Origin of the sequence: Methanococcoides alaskense, from assembly GCF_027594145.1 — an archaeon.
GTDB lineage: Archaea > Halobacteriota > Methanosarcinia > Methanosarcinales > Methanosarcinaceae > Methanococcoides > Methanococcoides alaskense.
Map to the genome: position 1 here is coordinate 320,418 of NZ_JAQFFK010000001.1, position 18,828 is coordinate 339,245.

General features: G+C 39.3%; 18 protein-coding genes, 1 tRNA gene and 1 pseudogene. 10 read left to right on the forward strand and 10 right to left on the reverse strand.

Annotated features, from left to right (window positions below):
* Nucleotides 1–178 precede the first annotated feature (178 nt).
* Entirely contained in the window at nucleotides 179–310 is a 132-nt protein-coding gene (locus PBV53_RS01585; protein ID WP_270095433.1) for a hypothetical protein, read from the forward strand.
* A 378-nt stretch (nucleotides 311–688) separates the two neighbouring features.
* Nucleotides 689–820 carry a hypothetical protein gene (locus tag PBV53_RS01590; RefSeq protein WP_270095434.1) on the forward strand — a complete coding sequence of 44 codons (132 nt, stop codon included), beginning with the start codon at nucleotides 689–691 and terminating at the stop codon, nucleotides 818–820.
* A 1,714-nt stretch (nucleotides 821–2,534) separates the two neighbouring features.
* Here the strand turns inward: PBV53_RS01590 and PBV53_RS01595 are convergent.
* A complete protein-coding gene (locus tag PBV53_RS01595; RefSeq protein ID WP_270095435.1) occupies nucleotides 2,535–3,050 on the reverse strand; it encodes a hypothetical protein in 516 nt (171 codons plus the stop codon).
* Nucleotides 3,051–3,166: 116 nt separating this feature from the next.
* Between PBV53_RS01595 and PBV53_RS01600 the strand changes: the two genes are divergently transcribed.
* The 3 genes from PBV53_RS01600 to PBV53_RS01610 all read left to right on the forward strand — a co-directional run bounded on the left by PBV53_RS01600 (nucleotide 3,167) and on the right by PBV53_RS01610 (nucleotide 4,071).
* Nucleotides 3,167–3,487: a DUF2551 domain-containing protein gene (locus tag PBV53_RS01600; RefSeq protein ID WP_250868604.1), complete on the forward strand. Its 321-nt coding sequence runs from the start codon at nucleotides 3,167–3,169 to the stop codon at nucleotides 3,485–3,487.
* Between the two features lie 28 nt (nucleotides 3,488–3,515).
* Nucleotides 3,516–3,917 carry a hypothetical protein gene (locus tag PBV53_RS01605; RefSeq protein WP_270095436.1) on the forward strand — a complete coding sequence of 134 codons (402 nt, stop codon included), beginning with the start codon at nucleotides 3,516–3,518 and terminating at the stop codon, nucleotides 3,915–3,917.
* A gap of 78 nt (nucleotides 3,918–3,995) precedes the next feature.
* Nucleotides 3,996–4,071, forward strand: a tRNA-Gln gene (locus tag PBV53_RS01610).
* A gap of 446 nt (nucleotides 4,072–4,517) precedes the next feature.
* On the opposite strand, the gene PBV53_RS01615 is transcribed toward PBV53_RS01610, so the two are convergent.
* Nucleotides 4,518–4,637, reverse strand: coding sequence for an SDR family NAD(P)-dependent oxidoreductase (locus PBV53_RS01615; RefSeq protein WP_333482262.1), 120 nt, complete (start codon nucleotides 4,635–4,637; stop codon nucleotides 4,518–4,520).
* Between PBV53_RS01615 and PBV53_RS01620 the strand changes: the two are divergent.
* Both PBV53_RS01620 and PBV53_RS01625 read left to right on the forward strand, forming a co-directional pair.
* Nucleotides 4,638–4,775, forward strand: a pseudogene (locus tag PBV53_RS01620) (IS1 family transposase); the annotation flags it as partial.
* Nucleotides 4,776–4,968: 193 nt separating this feature from the next.
* Nucleotides 4,969–6,408 carry a dicarboxylate/amino acid:cation symporter gene (locus PBV53_RS01625; RefSeq protein ID WP_270095437.1) on the forward strand — a complete coding sequence of 480 codons (1,440 nt, stop codon included), beginning with the start codon at nucleotides 4,969–4,971 and terminating at the stop codon, nucleotides 6,406–6,408.
* A gap of 555 nt (nucleotides 6,409–6,963) precedes the next feature.
* Here PBV53_RS01625 and PBV53_RS01630 read toward each other — a convergent pair.
* Entirely contained in the window at nucleotides 6,964–7,140 is a 177-nt protein-coding gene (locus PBV53_RS01630) for a hypothetical protein (RefSeq protein ID WP_270095438.1), read from the reverse strand.
* Nucleotides 7,141–7,935: 795 nt separating this feature from the next.
* Between PBV53_RS01630 and PBV53_RS01635 the strand changes: the two genes are divergently transcribed.
* Together PBV53_RS01635 and PBV53_RS01640 are read left to right on the forward strand one after the other, a co-directional pair.
* Complete coding sequence (locus PBV53_RS01635; RefSeq protein WP_270095439.1) at nucleotides 7,936–8,193, forward strand: hypothetical protein; 258 nt, start codon at nucleotides 7,936–7,938, stop codon at nucleotides 8,191–8,193.
* A gap of 129 nt (nucleotides 8,194–8,322) precedes the next feature.
* Nucleotides 8,323–8,748 carry a hypothetical protein gene (locus PBV53_RS01640; RefSeq protein WP_270095440.1) on the forward strand — a complete coding sequence of 142 codons (426 nt, stop codon included), beginning with the start codon at nucleotides 8,323–8,325 and terminating at the stop codon, nucleotides 8,746–8,748.
* Between the two features lie 395 nt (nucleotides 8,749–9,143).
* Here PBV53_RS01640 and PBV53_RS01645 read toward each other — a convergent pair whose 3' ends face one another.
* From PBV53_RS01645 to PBV53_RS01675, 7 genes are all read right to left on the reverse strand, one after another.
* Nucleotides 9,144–9,341, reverse strand: a complete 198-nt coding sequence (locus tag PBV53_RS01645) for a hypothetical protein (RefSeq protein WP_270095441.1) — start codon at nucleotides 9,339–9,341, stop codon at nucleotides 9,144–9,146.
* Between the two features lie 192 nt (nucleotides 9,342–9,533).
* Entirely contained in the window at nucleotides 9,534–10,373 is an 840-nt protein-coding gene (locus PBV53_RS01650; RefSeq protein WP_270095442.1) for an arsenite methyltransferase, read from the reverse strand.
* A gap of 14 nt (nucleotides 10,374–10,387) precedes the next feature.
* The gene (locus tag PBV53_RS01655; protein WP_270095443.1) at nucleotides 10,388–11,779 is read right to left on the reverse strand and encodes a radical SAM protein; all 1,392 of its coding nucleotides are present in this window, start codon (nucleotides 11,777–11,779) and stop codon (nucleotides 10,388–10,390) included.
* 327 nt (nucleotides 11,780–12,106) lie between these two features.
* A complete protein-coding gene (locus PBV53_RS01660; RefSeq protein WP_270095444.1) occupies nucleotides 12,107–13,336 on the reverse strand; it encodes an ethylbenzene dehydrogenase-related protein in 1,230 nt (409 codons plus the stop codon).
* Nucleotides 13,337–13,648: 312 nt separating this feature from the next.
* Nucleotides 13,649–14,005: an anaerobic ribonucleoside-triphosphate reductase gene (gene nrdD / locus PBV53_RS01665; RefSeq protein WP_270095445.1), complete on the reverse strand. Its 357-nt coding sequence runs from the start codon at nucleotides 14,003–14,005 to the stop codon at nucleotides 13,649–13,651.
* Nucleotides 14,006–14,292: 287 nt separating this feature from the next.
* Nucleotides 14,293–14,931: a MarC family protein gene (locus tag PBV53_RS01670; RefSeq protein ID WP_270095446.1), complete on the reverse strand. Its 639-nt coding sequence runs from the start codon at nucleotides 14,929–14,931 to the stop codon at nucleotides 14,293–14,295.
* Between the two features lie 455 nt (nucleotides 14,932–15,386).
* Complete coding sequence (locus PBV53_RS01675; protein WP_270095447.1) at nucleotides 15,387–17,324, reverse strand: glycoside hydrolase family 15 protein; 1,938 nt, start codon at nucleotides 17,322–17,324, stop codon at nucleotides 15,387–15,389.
* Between the two features lie 178 nt (nucleotides 17,325–17,502).
* On the opposite strand from PBV53_RS01675, the gene PBV53_RS01680 reads away from it, so the two are divergent.
* Complete coding sequence (locus tag PBV53_RS01680; RefSeq protein ID WP_270095448.1) at nucleotides 17,503–18,654, forward strand: glycosyltransferase family 4 protein; 1,152 nt, start codon at nucleotides 17,503–17,505, stop codon at nucleotides 18,652–18,654.
* Nucleotides 18,655–18,828: the final 174 nt, after the last annotated feature.

Consider the following 18,828-nt stretch of genomic DNA (forward strand, 5'->3'; position numbering starts at 1 on the left):
TGGGTCGATCGTGAGGGCTGGGTTGTCTGTGGACATCCTGGCAGTACTACTGTTGCAGGTGTGTATAATACTAAAACGATCAAAATGGCAAAGTGAGTTTATGGATCTCAATATGAGCATTGGTTCAATGTTCTCGTGGTTTAGTATTGTAATGTGATTGATCTCATTCAGGGGCCACATGGCCTGCCATGATGCAATACTGGCAAACTGGGAATACTTTGTACTATTCTGGCATAAAGCCGGTCAGATCGTGATAAATTGGCTGGCATGGTGGGGGTGGGACAGGTGGACAGCTCGCATTTATCCCTGAATATCACTTACTCTTTGTGTGTCCTGGTAGTAATCGATGCAAGGGAAATCATTTGATTATCCTCTTTGTGCCATTGGTTGGTTGGGATTTTCCAGCTGTCCCGGTGTTCTTTTCCTGGCACGCACACAATAAGGTAAAAATAATGTAATAATTCTCACATCAAAAAATGTATCTATAGTTTTCAATACTGCATGATTTATGATCATACAACATAAAAATGACTATTATGCATGGGTCGTGAAGCCATAGCCTCTGGAAAGTAACTGCCAAAAACTGAAGGGGCTGTAAAGATCTCTTCTGCCCGTTGTTGCTTATGCTATCGGTCTTATTGCCGGTGACCTGAAGTATATTGGCAAAATAAAGGGCAATATGGCTTAAATGGGTCGCTGGATGGGGGCTATGGCTGCTGAAGGTGGATCTATTGGGGATTTCGATGGTTCAACAATCGTGATGCCACGTTCTAATCGCATTGGTACCAGAGATAAGCATATTTTACTCCTAATGTCATAATGGACGTAATAATAACGTTTATTGGTATCCTGGGCAGTATGTGGGGCTTATAACCTTGCTTCTGGTCTTTTTAATTAAGATCGGGGCAGCACTTTACGGTCTGGAAATTGCAACTTTTAACAATTAAGTGACTCATCTGAAGTTCGGAATCCTGATGGATACTTTTAATGATGGGGATCTTATCATTTTATCGGGTTGCAGTTTGATCTTGGCAGTGTTAAAACAATCAATTCCTTAAAAATCCATTATGGGTTGGTCTGGCATGGTGGGTAATATCAGGCACGATAAAAGCAATATCTCGGAAGTTGAACGTGACCTAATGGAGCAAGCCTTGATAGATCTGGAGTTGTATCTCCTGAATCTGTAATGTTAAATGTGGTGGTTGAAATATGTGATGAATTGCAAACGACCATGACTCAATTAAGGGTGATCGAAGGATAATAATAAGTAGCATTCACAAAAAGAGGTTTATTTATTATTAATAATTCTTTTTATGTTGGGCTCTCAGTTTGCTCAAAATCGTCCGAATTAGTAATATTAATCAATTACCGTATAGCTTTATTTTTTAAGTAACCTATTTGATTATCTCGGTTATTTCTGGAATGGTGGTCTTATTTTCAGAAAATTTGACAAAGCACATGCCTATTTAAATAATGCCATCTAAATATAATCACTTATTATTTACTCGACTTTAATTAATTCGAATATAATTATTTCTGCTTGATAATTATTACTTTTGTAAAAATATTATGCGAATTTTGCCTATGTGTTTTAGGGTATTTTCAACGTACTGAGTGTATAGGTCATAGCTCTAAAAATGGTTAGTACGCATAGTGCAATAATCACTCGGAGTTATTGCGATTGGAATAATTATTACTTATAGTTATAAGCGTAATTGGTTTAACTTCTTTCAATATGTGGCTATGTTTTACATATTGATTCGATTATTCTTAATTTATGGAGATTTTGCTTATTCTTATATACTATAGAATTAGGTTGTAAAGTCTGCACAAATGCTATATTTATCTCAACATGTTCATTACAAACTCTATGGGAATACACGGTTTACAACCTACAACCCCCCCATTCTACACAAAATAATATCAAGAAATGCATATGTGGTCTTTTACGGACATCCGTACGTATAGACTCTGTAATAACCATTTGGCTTTACTAAATGGGGTTACAAAATCGAGATTAGTTTTGGATCTTGATAAAAGTCGAGCCATTTCTGATATAGTTTTATTTTTTGATCATTTGCAACCGTTTTTCTTCACATTCTTTCATTTCGTGGGGCTATTATTCTCACTTTTTTATTGATGCATGTCTTTTTTGGTCCCAATTAGCTATGTGTTTCATGCACTTTTTAACTTCTAACTGGTATGGGTGGAGCTTTGAAAACTCCTTGCTTCTTATAGGGTACCTTTTGCACTAGTTATCTATGTTCAAATAAAAAGTTGATTTGGTATTACTTTTATTTATTTTGTTATGCGAATAAAATATGTTTTAAATGTCTTTTATAATATTATATTTATGTAGTGGTTGATTTTAAAATGTATTTTATTTATATATGGGAAGTTATAATTTTTAAAATAATAACTTCGTACATATTTATTTACCGTCAAATATTCTTTATGTAATTAAAACATGTTACTTGCAGGATAATTTAAATTTGTGTAACAAAATAAACTTACGCAAAAGTATATACTAAACATTATACTTCTATTTTAAATCCAAAAATATCCTCGAATTTCTGATATTTCTTCCTTGCATTATAGAGGTATTGTCGTACGCAGCTTTCTCCTTTTGCACGTGCGAACATGGCAGTGATCTCTGTGGATGAAAAAACGGTATGCAATTGTTTATCTGGAATGCTTTCAAGCAGCTCTATGCCTGATAGTTGCTGGCCATCTTCTACCTCATTCTCCATGGGGGTTGGAGTTCCTGCTTTAGCAACATACCCGGAAAAGTGAGAGTTAGGTATTTCGCTTACCCAATTCCAGTCCTGATCGTAAATGTTTGCAGTGAGTTTTCCGCATTTAGTGCACTTACCTACGATTATGAATTCCTTGTCAATGGCATGATAGCTCAGGCTTACAATGGGCGATCTGCATTTAGAACAGGTACCTACTTCATTTTCTTCGGACTCAGTAGCTGGTATCTGATGCTCGATGTGAAGTGTTTTCTTCTTATGGTCGTAGGTGTATTTTGTTGTGTCCGGTATATTCATGGTACTATCTCGCTGCGGGTATTGTGGCTTACTTATTATGAAGGAATCAGTTCGCAAACATATATATAGTGTCATCTGCATAATAGGTTTACTGTTTTATTGGGGAGAATTCTATCATGGCATCTATTCGATCTAGAATTAAGGACCGGCTTAATAAGTTCATTGAGCTGGATGTAAATGGACTTCGGAGCTATGTTTTATCTGTGTTCTTGAGTGTTAAAAAGTCCACAGTAGATGAATTGCACCAGGCCATTACTAAAAAGTACGATGTTTCCAGGAGCGCAGTAGCTTCTATGGTAGGATATATCCATTCAAAGCTTGGTATTCTACGATCTCACAAGGAGTCTTACAAGACCCCGATCGTCTACTCTTTAAAGGAAGAGTATGCCGATCTTTTAAAAGCTGAACTTAATTCTAAAGGAATCGCTTTATCCTGATCCTTCGGTCAGTCGGCTTTGATCGATCATGGTATCAGTAAAAGATGCTCCTCGGACCTCTACAACTATAGTCATACGTTCCGATGCAAATGCACGCATAACTCGTTCAAGAGATCCTTATTTCAGTCTAATGCGGCGATTATTTCAGGAAGATGCCACTGCTATGCGTGGGCAGAAGTTCCTGATGATGGTCGAAGAAAGGCAAAAAAGTGGCAATCCGGTCAAGACCAGCGAATGGGAGGATCTTATCAAGGAGCTAGATGTTGGTCGTGCTTCGTTCTATTCAATGCGTAATAAGCTTCTTGGTGCCGGTCTTATTTCAAACAGAAACAATGAATATCGTCTCTCCGGTCAGTTCAGTCGTGATCTTATGGACCTTGCCAGATGGTGGCAAACCGCTATTCTGGGTGAAAATCCGGACAATTCCTAATTTTACTTAAGGATTTATAATTCCCAAGCGATAGGTTTATTAAATAGGTTTGCAATGTAGGTGCTGTAATCATTAAGCAGCCCGGTAGTGTAGTGGTCAATCATGCAGGACTCTGGATCCCGCAACCTCGGTTCGAATCCGTGCCGGGCTACCAAATTCTATTTGATAGTCCTATTTTTTTGATGCTTATTTTAAAATTATCCCATCCAAATTTATTCAACCATAATGAATGTATCAAACGTGGGCTTCAATAAATAAATAAATAAATAAATAAATCGAGAAGATCCCTTTGTCTTTTTGATAACTTTTACTCAATATACTTTCTTCGAAGATATGCTACAACCACGCTTGCGGACAACGAAATAAGACCTGTTCCATAAAGGGAATAAGTTTGAAGGCTTGGAGCTATCCTCCTAAACAGGGATTTCATTAAATGACTGCGGGATGGTAGGACGATTGGTTTTTCTTTCCTTTATTTATCAGGGGCTATGGCAAGCTTGTCTCCTGCTTCTTTTCTGTTCTTGAATATGGGAATCCCTCCATCTCTCTTAGAAAGGTGGACTGTAGAATTCTATCGATGAGCCTGACGGTACTTTTGAATTAGGGAGGCACATTTCCGGCACCAGAAGATATGCTAACGATTCTGGCTGAATCGCTTTTAAGAATATTTGGAAGGGCGTATTTTGTGCAGAGGAACATACCCTTGGCATTGGTGTTCATTATCTCATCATATTCAGGCACTTTCTGGCAAGATTGAGAATAAAGTCAAAGTGTTATACTAAGAGTCTTGAAATGCTGAAGTACTCTGTTCTTCTTTTAATGAAGTACAGAAATAAAGAGTTAGCTATGTTTAATTAACAATGCATTTTTTAATTTCTTTTCATGCTTTACTAAATTACAGTTGTTCTTTAATTCAAAGACTTTAAATTATACAAAATAACTATTTATTAGAGGGGGGCATAAAGAGATAAATCATTATTTAAGTACAAATATTTCTCCATGTGCGTATAACTAATATCTAAAAAACGAACAGACAATTCAATTTGCCAATATGTCAAAAAGATACCATATTCCCGAACCACTTACTTTGATACATCCACGTTCATTGAAACACCTTAGCTTCGAGCTGCAGTCGTTAGTTAGGGGAAGACTCTGGCTAAAGATCATGATCGGGATGTTTCTTGGGATCATTGTCGGCCTGGTACTCGGGCCATCGACAGGATTGGTGAATCAAACTGTCTCATATACAATTGGTGAATGGCTGGCGCTACCTGGCTATATTTTCCTGGCACTATTGCAGATGATAGTTGTTCCTCTTGTTTTTGCATCTATTATCCGGGGTATAGCTTCAGGTGAGGATATAGAGCAGCTCAAATTGATAGGGTTGCGTACGGTTGCATATTTCCTCGCGACCACGGCAATTGCCATACTTATCGGTCTGACACTTGCTTTAATTATAAATCCGGGTAGCTATATCAGCAGTGAACTGGTCCAGAGCACAATGGGATCGGAAATAACTCAGGTCAATGAGATCAGTACCACAACCCCTGGCATTGCAGATGTTCCTGGTATGGTCACGAACATACTACCTACCAATCCGCTCGGGTCCCTAGTTACAGGACAGATGCTTGAGGTGGTGGTTTTCTCTGTCATAATAGGTCTGGCTCTGGTATCCATATCACCTGCACAATCAAAACCTCTACTTGACCTGCTGGGTTCACTCCAGGAAGTAAGCATGACCATCGTACGATGGAGCATGTTACTTGCTCCGTTTGCTGTGTTTGGTCTTATCAGCAAGTTCACGTTGAACCTTGGAGTGGCTGCACTTATGGGAATGTTGGTGTATGTAGGGACTGTACTTTTAGGGCTCCTGTTGCTACTTGTCTTTTACCTGCTGGTAGTTTTCATTGTTTCAAGAAGGGGGCCGATTGATTTCATGAAATCTGTAAGGGAGGTATTGTTACTTGCGTTCTCAACATCCAGCTCTGCTGTTGTCATGCCTTTGTCAATCAAGACCGCTGAGGATAAATTAGGTGTGAGACCTTCCATTTCCCAATTTGTCATCCCGCTGGGTGCAACTATAAACATGAATGGAACAGCTCTCTATCAGAGTATAGCAGCAGTTTTCCTGGCACAGGTATTTGGTGTGGAGCTTAGTTTTGGTGCTCTTCTATTGCTTATGGTCACCGTGGTAGGTGCTTCCATAGGTACTCCTTCTACTCCTGGTGTAGGTATCGTTATTCTTGCTTTGATATTGAGCAATGTCGGTGTCCCCACTGCAGGTATAGCACTTATAATTGGAGTGGACAGGATCCTTGACATGTGCCGGACATCCGTGAACGTCACCGGGGACCTTGTTACCTGTGTTATTATGGACAAATGGGTGGGTGGAAAGAAACCAGCAATGCAAGAACGTTTCGAGCACTCAAAACGTGAAACAGAAAGAAAGGTCCTGGGAGAAGATGTTCTCGTTAATTCACACGATGCGTGATCCTATCTTTAACAATAACATTTGCTGAGGCCCTTTGCGGGATAAGTCTGCTTGATCGTAACGATCAGGTATTGTGAATATTAAAAAAGGAGGGACTGCGAAATTCTTTTTGTGAGTCCTTTTTATTTTACTGCTTATTTTACAAAAATAAATTACAATTCAGTGCTTATATTTTTATCAGATTCTCTAAAACAATATATCTTGTATAATAAATTATACATTCGGACGTAACCTGCTTTAACCTACAAACCAATATATTACATGGGTGTGGGAGTTATATGGCGTAGAGCGAGTTTGGGGACTTGTGGGGACGAGAATTCCACTAAAGGTGGCATTCTCTGATAAATGGCTTCCATGCCCATGATCAAAGTGATCTTTTACCTATTTTATGACTACAAGGATGCATAACAAATCCCTCCTCCATAGTATGCCTTATTCCAATCTCATAACCTATCTCATGAATTAAGCGAAGCTCCCATTCGAGGAATGATTCTTTTGGGATTACGCCAAGTCTCCAGATAGATCAGTTCGGATGTATCCCACAGGCCACCTTCATTACGTACCTGCACGGAAGATGACGGCACCGAATTCTTTGTGGTTGATGTGTCGCGTGAGTTCCATCAGTTCACAAAACGATTTTCCAGAGCCGGTAGCCCCTCTATATAGTACGATATCAGCAGTTGATCCCGGGAACTGGTGTTGCAGACCGGGTTGTGCTATTATTTCGATCATTGACATGTTCCTCTTCGATTATTCTATGTGGAAATCTATTTATAGATGCATGAAGTTTAGTGGATTTAGCGAGTTCTTTAAGGGCATTACCCCCCACCCCCCAAAACTTCTTTTTTGCTCTTTTAGAACTCATCTAAAACTTCTTTTTCTTCATAAATTATGTCCTTATTCCAATCATTATCACATTCCTCTTCAGTTGTTCGTTGCAGATAGGTATATATGCAAAAAAATGGCAGTTTCTATTATTGAGTTCTCCAAGGATAGTTTCCAATTCATGCTCCATTTCCGAATTCTTGTCCATTTTAAACTCACTCATCACCTTCCTTTTCACACCCATCCCCTTACTCATTTCTGAATAATAGTTAAGGAAATAAATATATCTTAAAATAATTAAACATCTTGCCGTAATTGATTTTAACTTACAGGACAATACTTTGCCTGGGTGTGGGAGTCGTATGATATGCAGCGAGCTTGGGGCTTATGGGGAAAGAATTCACTTTAATGTGTATTCTCTGATTAAAGGCTCCTATACCCATTATTAAAATGATCTTTGACTTTTTTCATCTGACATGGATGTATAGTATGGCTCATGTGGGTCACTTCATAATCCTCAGGATCAATCTCAATACTATCAATGAGTTTTAATGTGTAAACAGTTGTCAGCCGTCGAGTACAAGTTAAATCAGGCTTATATCGAACATATATAGGCCTATAAAGAGAATTTTATTTAATTAATAAGGACTCTGTAGAGACTCTGTCTAAACCGCTATAAAATGAATAAAGGAAATCAGACCTATGAAACGTTCAACACTATTGGAAAAGCATATACATTCTAAATTAAGTGAAATTTTAGAACCACTTGGTTCGACCCGTTATTTTGTAGAGGTAAAACCAAGGGGGCATCAATTTAGCGCAAATATCTGGGTTGAAGCGAATATCCTGAATGAAATTGCAGAGGATCCTGAAAAGCTCACATCTATCTCGGATACCATTATAGAAGTTGAAAAGGAACTCAAAACGAAGATATTTGAAAGCCTGAAACCCCTTTTGTAATATTTTTGCTCTTAACTGATGGTTATATTGCAAACTATATAACTATTTTTTGACGCAGAATTTGAATATCTTTAATCAATCATATAATAATTAAAAAGAGATTTATATGCTAAATTGCTTTATGCAATTATGAGTTATAAAAAAGGCATTGCCTTTGTTTCATTTTTAATTTCAATATTTGCCGCAATTATAATTACTATGGATAGTTCTTTGATAGATAACCAAATTGGAGCTATAGCTCAAAGTTTTGTAATATTAATTATAAGTGTAATTATTATACACACTTATTTGAAAAACGAAGATTACTCAGAATTACTACCCAATATCATTAATGGTGTTTTATTAATTGGCTTATTTTTATCGGGAGTTTTAACCTATTATATCGTACATATAGAAGGTTCACATAGACCTGATAGTATGATTATAGCAGTACTATTTTTGTTTGCTTTTAATATATATATATTCTTGTTTCCATTTCTTTTCTGTGGAGTTGTTGTTGTTGTTAGCTTAGTTATGCTTTGGCGATTTATACGTAAGTACATAAATATGGAATAAATTCTTTATTTTTTGGCGCGATAATTAATGCGGGATTTTTACCTTATTGTGCATGGATTCGGAAAAGAACGCCGAGACACATGGAAAATTAATACTAAAAAATAGCACAAAAAGGAAATTATGATAATTTTCCTTGCACCATGGACTTATCAGGATAGACAAAAATAAAGTGATATTTCGGAATAACTGCGAGCTTATCATTTAGTGCTGTATCAACAATGCTAAGAGTAATTTGCCAAGGGATGGACATTAAAATCAGTTCTTGAAGATGAAAATAATAAGAGGTAAGAAGAATTTAAGTACGGTAGAGAAGTAGGTAAAATTCTAAAAGAACTTTATTCATTACTACTTCAATATCAAAATTTAGAATTAAATTCAATATTCCACAATTTTCACTAATTTTGAACAATAGCTTCAAAACAAAGTCCATGGTCACCTTCGTATGATTCATGGTGTTTCTTGAACCCCTGCCATATCTCTGATGGAATACCATATGGAAATGCTTTACATGCGGGCCTACCAATCGATTCGATGAAATGTTTACACTCTATACATTCAGGTGCTTCAGTTGTTATTGCATCTAATTCGTTCATATTATGTCACCATTATTTTTCTGCTTTATCAATTTTTGTGTAAACCAGTTCTTTAGTCCTTGCCAGTACTCTCAATGCTTCCAAATGAAGCTGTCAGTACAGTTGCAACATCAAGGTTCTCCAACTCAAGTAATCCAAAACCTGCCTGCTCAGCAGCTGCCTGAAAAGCAGGATACAGCAGCTAACCGAAGATCAGAATGGTTTGATTCCACGCACTTCAATACTAATTACCGATTCAACCATCTCTCTTGCTTCTTCCATGGAAAGTTCCATATCCTTCAGTATTGCAGTCATCTCATCAGGAGATACCATTTCAACGATCAGTTCGAAAGGATAGTTTGTCTCTTCCATTATCTCAATATCCTCAAATCCCGAATTCTTGATCGTATCCAGATAATCGTCCTTCAGTATCGCACCCGAAATACAGCCAATGTAGGCCTCTGCTGATGTTTTTATCTTGGCAGGGATGGCTTTCAAAAGAACCATATCCGATATGATGAAACGTCCACCGTTCTTCAATATCCTGAATATCTCCCTGAATACATTGTCCTTTGAAGGAGTCAGGTTGATGACACAGTTTGAGATCACAACATCAATGGAAGCATCAGCAATGGGTATCTCTTCAATATCACCCAGCTTGAATTCCACATTCGTATAGCCACCATTTGAGGCGTTTTCTCTGGCTTTCTTTATCATCTCCGGTGTCATATCCACACCTATGACCTTTCCTTCCTTTCCCACCCTGGAGGCTGCAAGGAAACAATCAAAGCCTGCACCCGAACCCAGGTCAAGAACAGTCTCACCCAATTTCAAAGATGCTAATGCAGTGGGATTCCCACAGCCAAGACCGAGGTTTGCACCTTCCGGGATCTCATCAAGTTCTTTCTCTGAATAGCCGATATTCTTGCTTATTTCCTCTGCTACTCCACTCAAACTGCAACATGGACTTTTCGTTGAACAGCAGGATGATCCGGTTCTTGCAACTTCGGAGTAACCTTGTTTTACCATCTTTTTTATTTCTATTGGATCCATAATCAACCCCCGGTTTAATTTGTATGATCGCCAATGTTCATGAACTCGTTATGATACACGTTCCTGAGCTGTTCGGTCAATCCTTTCCTGTAGAGGATGTTGTATACGCAGAATGGTATCATCTGTCCGTTAGGAAGGATCTCTGTTATGCAGCATTTCTTTGCCCTTTCCAGATCGAAATTAAATTCATCCATAAATGCATGGACCGAGATAAGGGTTACATTATCGATTATTTTTCCGGTATCTGAAACCATGCCCTGAAACAATGTACAATCACACTTTTGTTCACCATCGCCACAACACTTGTTTGTTTTGGACATGACCATATTGAGAGCATTGATCGATCTTTCTATCTTGGAAGTGACCTTAATATCTGCAATCGTGCGGTCAACAAGATAATCCCTGCAGGCACTGGAATTCAGGAATTTGGTCAGCGAGATGTTCTTTCCTTTATGATTATAAACATAGGAGCAAACTGAACAGGTTGGATGGGGGCAGGGGATGCTAATGAAGTTCTTTTTGTTCAATAGACCTCCTGTCTGGTTCTCGATCTCATGTAACACTTCAGGAATTGTAAGCGCTGTTTCTATCTTCTTATCCAGTTCATACCTTCCTGTCAGTGTAGCTGGTTGGAAATTGACCATTTTTATGTTTGTTTTCCCCAGCACATAATCTATAATAGCTCCCATCTCGTGCTCATTTACTCCTTTGACAATGGTAGCTACCAGAGCAACCGTTAACCCCAGTTCTTCACAGTTCTCAAGCGCCTTCAATTTTATATCGATAAGTGGCCTTCCTCTAAGGGCTGTATAGGTCTTGTTATCGAACCCATCGAATTGAAAATATATGACTGGCTTACCGACTCCAGATACATCATTTTGTACGGTGGATGCTACCTGTTTTGCAAAATCCATGTCAGCAAATTTTAGGCCGTTGGTGTTCAGGACCGGATAAAGGATATTTTTTTGGCCCATGTATTTCAAAATCCCAAGGATATCCGGATGTAATGTAGGTTCACCTCCACTGATCTGAAGTACCTCGGGTTCCTTCTCATGCTCAACGTAAAGGTCTATCATCTCCTTTACCTTTTCAAAAGGCAGTGTAAAAAGTCCTTTTGAATCTGCAAAACAAACCGGACAATTCAGATTACACATATCAGTTATCTCTATGATCCCTACACATGTGTGTTGTTGATGGTCTTCGCACAATCCACAATCATGAGGGCAGCCCTTGGAAACAGGAGTTGGGTGCAAGGGTTTTGAACCGGGTTTGTTGTGCTTTATCGCATCCAGATAATCATTGGCATCCGAATATACAGGGACTTCGAAAGAACCATGGTCCACACAATGGTTACGCAAGAAGACCATGTTCTCACGCAGTATTATCTGGCAATCTATACAAGACATTCAGGACACACGCTTTTTGATGTTCCTGCAATACGTTCACCACTCACTAAGTCTTTTTGAGGCGATCGATTTACATCTGGAATCTTTTCTGGATCTTTTGTAATTGTAAATTCCCCCTCTTTAAAGCAAATATTGCCTTTCCCCCACAATATCACTATACTCTATTTTTTTCTTTAAAGTATATATAAGGTTAGACTTCGTCCTGGAATTCGAAGCTGCATATTATTGAGGAGCAAAAAGAGCACAGTTCTTAACTAAATAGTAAAGGAGGAAGTGATCGCCTTTGCACAACCACATCCTCTCAACGATCCGTATCAAATGAAGAACTCAGACGAACTTCATGTAATACATCCGGGAGGTCATGTGCTGATAACCATGCCGGGAGTTATCAAATATGGCAACCCCGAAGAAATGTTCTTCACTTGTATTGAACTGAACATCATCTTCGTTGGCATTGATAAGGTCCCTTCCTAGTTCAGCAGTCCATATCCCATCTTTCCACACAGCTCCAAATTGTATGTCAGCACGGCTACTGTCTGGAGTCCTGAGGACTCGTTCTGGAACTATGGCATCCAAAACCTCATAGTTAGGCCAGTAAGTGACGGCATCTTCATCGCTAAGGCCTGTGTCTTCATTTCCGATGGTCTCGCCCGCATCGATCTCTGCTTGAGTTAGGACCATGGCATCAGCAAAATCGAGAGGGTCCTTTTCCATGTATTTTGGACGTGACTTATCAGCAATACGATTATGCGAATATGCACTGGTACCGTCATCACCATAGCGGCCACCATCTTCTCCATTGATGGTATCGTTTGCCCAAACATCAACGTACTTGTCATCAGCATACCCGATCATAGAGATAGTTCCAGCAACAACCTCATGAGAATCTGGATCTACCGTAAGGTCTGAGGTTGTGGTCGATGTCAGCCCTGTTCCTCTTCCTGCCTTACTATGCCACATATCCGCTCTTCCGTCCTTTAACCATGAATCATCAATGATTCCATGGGTACTGACATGAGGGTCAGTGTCCGTTGGATAATACATATGACATTTAGCCATACATCCCCCGGTATCAAAAGGTTCGCCCTGTATCTCTCCGATAGGCCAGAAGAAAGATATGCGGTCCTCGGATTGTTCCGAATTCAGTTTCATCCATGCTCCATCAATGAATGACCAGGAACCTCCGCGGGTGAAACTTGCTGTTGGGTCAGGCCAGGTCGCCAAGACGGTAAGACGAGTGTCATCATGAAGAGCTTTTAGTGTAACTGTTGTGTCGCTGTCATAGGCATGACATCCAGCACAGTCGGTAATACTTTCAGGGTCTTGTGTATCGTATGTCTCACCAAGCGGCACGTTCAGTTCCGGAGCATCAACCCATAGATCATCCACTTCACCATCCACTACTGGCAAATTTGTGACCTCGATAACATTCAGTTTACTTTGATCGAATAGCTGCTCTGATCCGACCTCCCCTTCGTCTTCAACACAGCCGGATGTTAGTATTATGAGCACCGACAGTATCACCATTAGTGCTTTACTTGCATTTCTTGATATCATTATCTTTTCCCCCCACTCTGTTGGTATCTATGTCTTATACAGACATTTAGTTACTCAACATTTAATTGTGGACAAATATCTTCTGTAATAAATAATTTATATTTACCATTCAAAAATATATGAGTATGTCAGTTTAAACTTTGTGCTTTGATCATTTGGTTTTTTCCTTTATTTTGATCTCTGAAATCAATGGATATGTTAGAGAGCACAATGAATATTCTGATGATATATCTAATTCGAATGTGATCATAATGAATTAGAAAACAGATTGATAAATAGGCCCCCCAATTGTCCCTTTATCTGTAGATCACATCATTTTATATCAGATTGCACCCGGTCTTTAAGTTCCTGCCTTTTTGCAGCGTTCCATCCACTAACATTTGATATATATCCGGTTACTCTTGAGAGTTGGTGTACATTATGATTCATACAATCCGGGCACATTGGTTGATCGCATACGGGACACTGTGCAATGTTGGCAACGGTCTCATGAGCGCATTTCTTCCCATTAAGTGCTACCCATGCGTGAACAGGGCATGGATTATCTTCATTTGTTTTCATAGGTTGTCCATCATTGAACTCATTACACCATTCTTTGCACCTGTTAATGAATTCATTCTTTGGGAGTGCAAAAAGCTCTTCTGTTGATAATATTTGTGAATTTGACATGTTTCATTTCTCCTGTGTTATGATATATTCTTGAAAGTTGGTTTATTGATTGATAACGGTTTTTGACCCCATGATTGGATACTAATAGATATAAAATGGTAACAGAATTGATAACATATGCCGGATATTTCCATCAATTTTTGTAGGTCCACCGAATTGTTTATTCAGTGGGGTAACGTTTGACTATATAAATGAAAGTTGAAAAATAATTCTAATTATTGGTGAAAGAAAAAAGATTCAGGATAGAAATCAACATCGATCTTTCCAAAATATCTCGGAGGTTACATTTATAGTGGATTCAGACTCAAATAAATTCCCCATATCCCACTGGCGACCATACTCACTGAAATTGCACCTAGGAACAGACCAAAAAGTCTGGTAAGTACCAGCATTCCATTATATCCTATTTTTTTGTGTATTCTCCTGGAAAAGAGAAATGTTACCAGGGTTATTGAATAAGTTAGTACCAATGCGAGCATAATGAGCGTTTTTTGCTGAACTAATCCAGCGGTTTCTGTAAGAACTATGACTGTTGTTATGGTGGCAGGACCTGTTAGTATAGGCATTGCAATTGGGAAGATCCAGATATCGTCACGTTTAGAAGATTCATCCATCTCTTTATCAGTAATGCTTTCTCTTGAGGTCTTAGCCTGCATCATTTCAAAAGCTATCATAATAAGTAACAGGCCACCAGCAACTTTCAGTGAATCAAGACTGATCCCAAGAACATCCAGGATAATGTTTCCCGTAAACATGAAAAATACGGCAATGACAAAAGCTAAAGCAACCGATTTCTTTGCAATTACATTCTTTTCACCCAGGGTCAGATCATTGGTGAGCGTTATAAATGTAATTACTGCGGTAATTGGGCTCATAATGACGAACAATGTGATAAATGAATAAATGAAATAACCGACAAGATCCATTGATCAATATAAGTGTACATTACTTAAAAAATATAAGACTGTGTTATTTTCTTGAGATGATTTAAGGTGCAAAATGGTACTTCTATTCAAATTTTTGAAAATTTAAAAAAGGAAATGGGAGCATTTTCTCTTCAGCTATCCATTAGTGTTTTCAAGCTATCATTTCATTTTAATTTCGAATAATAGTTACAAGGAAATAACTACCTTTTAAAATAATTAAGTATTTAATCGTAATCGTTTTTAACCTATAAACCAATATAGTAAATGGGTGTGGGAGTCTATAATACGAAGCGAGTTTGGGGACTTATGGGGGATGAGAATTACCGAAAAGGTGGTATTCTCTTATAATTGGCTCATATGCCCTTATTGAAGTGATCTTTTATCTCTTTTATTTCTCTGTTATTGATCATAAGATCCTATTGCATAGTATCTCGGATATCGATAATCAACTGTTGTTACTCCAATGATCTTGCTTTCTCGACAAAGGCCATGACAGTTAGTACAAAAGTGGCATGTGCCCAAGTGAGAGGACTCACACTTAAAGGACTCCCATCAAACGGATTCAGCTGTTCTGCCAACATCCCGGTCTCTGTGGCTCTATCTGTGGCCCACAGTATCATTTCCCTTGCTTTTTGCAGGTCGCCGATGCTCTTTGCCATCTGTATATGCCATTCTGCTACCCATAAGGTACATATGAACCAGGGATTGCCTGGAACGATCTCCGGATCGTATTGTGAAACCTCTTGATATTTATCTTTATAGAAGCGAGCGATGCCTCCCACCTTAGTCTTCACCGAAAGTATGCTTTCTATACTTTTCATGGTGCTAACCATTCTGGTATCGTCGTGAGGAAGCACCCCGAACTGGGATACGGCGTAGAGACTGGCATCTACGGTCTCATCCCTAGGATTGATGCTTCGCAGGAACCTCCCCAGTTCTTTATCATATAGGTGATTCTCGATCCCCTCTTTTATTTCCAGAGCAGCCTTGTTGTAGCTTTCTGCGAGATCCGTGTCGCCATACATTGTCGCGAACTTGGCAGCACATATGAGCCCCGCATACACTGTTGAACATGTATAGCTGTGAACCGCTCTTTTCTCCTCCCACAGATTATAACTGGGTTTTGGGAGTCCGGTAGAGGGATCCCTGTACTTGATCATGAACTCAGCGGCCGGTATTATTAGTGAGTGGTATGCCGGATCGATGTTCTCGATGGATCTTGTCATTTTATAATGGTTCCACAAAGCAACGATAATAAGCGCTGTACTATCTTCCTGTATCGGAAGTTGGATCTTTCCCTCAGGTGTTAGCCAAGGCATCCAACCACTTGCAAGGGTACCTGTGGGATTGTATTTTTGCAGGAAATACCCGTTTTCATGGATAAGTCCCTGGCAGTATTCAAAGAATTTCTGTACAGTCCCGGAGTAACGTGTTATATCCAGTGCCATAGCGATATATGCACTATCTCGTGGCCACATATAACTGTATGAATCCATGTTGAACCTTTCAAGAATATCACTGTCATTGGCAGCTATTATCGCGCCACCGTTATCGATCTGTGACCTCATAATAAGCAGACTGTGTTTGAATAAGTCACCCACTTTTGTTGGAAGATCATAAAAATCGTACTTTTCCTTGTTCACCCATGAATAAGAGTGCTGTCCTGCTTCACTCATGATCTTTTCAGGTGTTGCATCAAGGACAAGCTCGTTGAGTCGCTTGACTTCAAAGAAAGTTTTCCCTACTGCGATCCAGTAATGTATTATTTTTGTTTCTCCAGCTGCCAGCTGCTGGGAGAAACTTATTAAACTGTTCACTGCCCCCACCTGAATGGAGTTCATGTTAAGCTCTCCAGACCTAATAGCACCAGATTCATCCGTCCCTTTTTGACCTACTTCATACTGGTCAAAGTATGGTGAACCACTGATAAGGAAGTAGCGTGAGTCCTTGTAATGTATTATGGATCGTAGTGCAGGATCATAGATAGCCGTATCGCCATTCGGGTTCTCGTAAAGGGCAATATCATGGCTAAAAAGTAGCTTCATATCCACGTCTATGGTGTCGGTATTGGTTATTGCTATCTTTCGAATGAATATATTCTCATGAGGGTGTACACATTCGTTGAGCCTCAACTCAATTTCAAGACGATCATTGCGATAGTAGGTATCAGTTACTAACCTGTCATTTTGGTAACCAAGTTTGTGGCTCCAATCATCCCCTATCAGAGAGACCAGACCAAGATTTTTCCCATCTACTTTCACCCCTATCCTACAATGTCGTCCATTCACATGGTTCTCATTTCCTATGTGGGGAAAATACATGTCCCGGATGCTTTCATTCATATCAAGATTCACTAGCAGTGAACCGTTTCCAACAACGAGTGGTTTAGGCATTTGAGCGTCACCTTTAATGTAGATTCTCACGTATAATTACGCATCATGAGCTAAAGTAGTTTCCTGCTTTATGGGAAACGAGAAATGACGCCATTAAATTATTGGGGTTCTAATTTAAAGGGTCAAGATATCAAATTAGCTTTGATATTATAACGGAATTAAGTGGTGGGGTATAAGTATGGGTTTTAGTCTAAAAAAGACAGAGTTTGGTGCTAATATTGGTATCCTTTCTTATGAGTATCCTCCTTATTTTTTTGGTGGTGTGGGTATTCATGTAGGTGAGCTAACCCGAAGTCTTGCAATCGGAAATGATCAGGTACATGTGTTTACGGCCAATGTACAGGAATCGAATGAACAGTTGGTTAAAAATGTATGTGTACACGGACCACCAGAACTTCATTATCAGGCATCTAATGATTTTAGTGCGGTATATAAGAAGATACTGACCAACACCACTGTAGCTGCTATGGTGAAGAAACAGTTCTTAGATGGCAGTCTGGATCTGTTGCACTCGCATGGTGGTTTGATCCAGTTAGCTGCTACATTATCAAAGCAAAGCACCCAGTTGCCACTGGTGATGACAGCTCACAGTATAGATGTCAACAGAACGAAGCCAGACGGTCTGAGTGTCATGATGGAGAAAAATGTTGTGGGCATGGTGGACAGGTTCATTGCAGTATCAAAGTCCATACAAGAAGAACTGGAGCAAACATTTGAGATCGAACCTGATAGGATTACGATCATTCCAAATGGTGTGGATACTGAGACATTCAAACACCAAAATGCGGATGACCTCAAAAGAAAATACAAACTTGATGACCGATTCGTTGTGCTGTTTGTTGGAAGGAATGACCCACAAAAGGGTGTGAGGTATCTGGTTGATGCCGTGCGAAGACTCCAGAAAGATATTCCAGAGGTAATTCTGGTTCTGGTCGGCCAGCCGGATATATATCATGATAAGCATATCCTCTGCCTTCCGCATGTGGGGAAGCATGAACTCATTAAATTATACTCTCTCTCCGACGTGTTCGTGCTACCAAGCATCTATGAGCCTTTCGGTATTGTGCTCATGGAAGCCATGGCATGTGAGACCGCATGCATTGGGTCACGGGTCGGAGGGATACCAGATATAATTAACCACAACAGGACCGGGCTTCTGGTGGAGCCGGAAAGCGGTGCAAATATTGCAGAAGCGATTGCTAGATTATACAATGATCCGGAAAAGAGGCGAATGATGGGGAAAAAAGGGCGCGAGAGGGTAATTTCATCCTTTGACTGGCAAGATATAGCAAAGAAGACTGGAGAGGTATATCGGCAGGCACTTAATTAAAACCAGTTCCTGCTCAGAATGTGCTCGATCTCCTCCCAGATCATTGATTCGTTGACCTTTTTGTAGTTTTCCATACACCAGTATAGACCAAGTTAAAAAATTCCAGAATAATGCGTGAAGTTGAAAGTTCTAATCCCTTCGTTTGATTGGTCAGAAGCTGATATTTTGACAGCT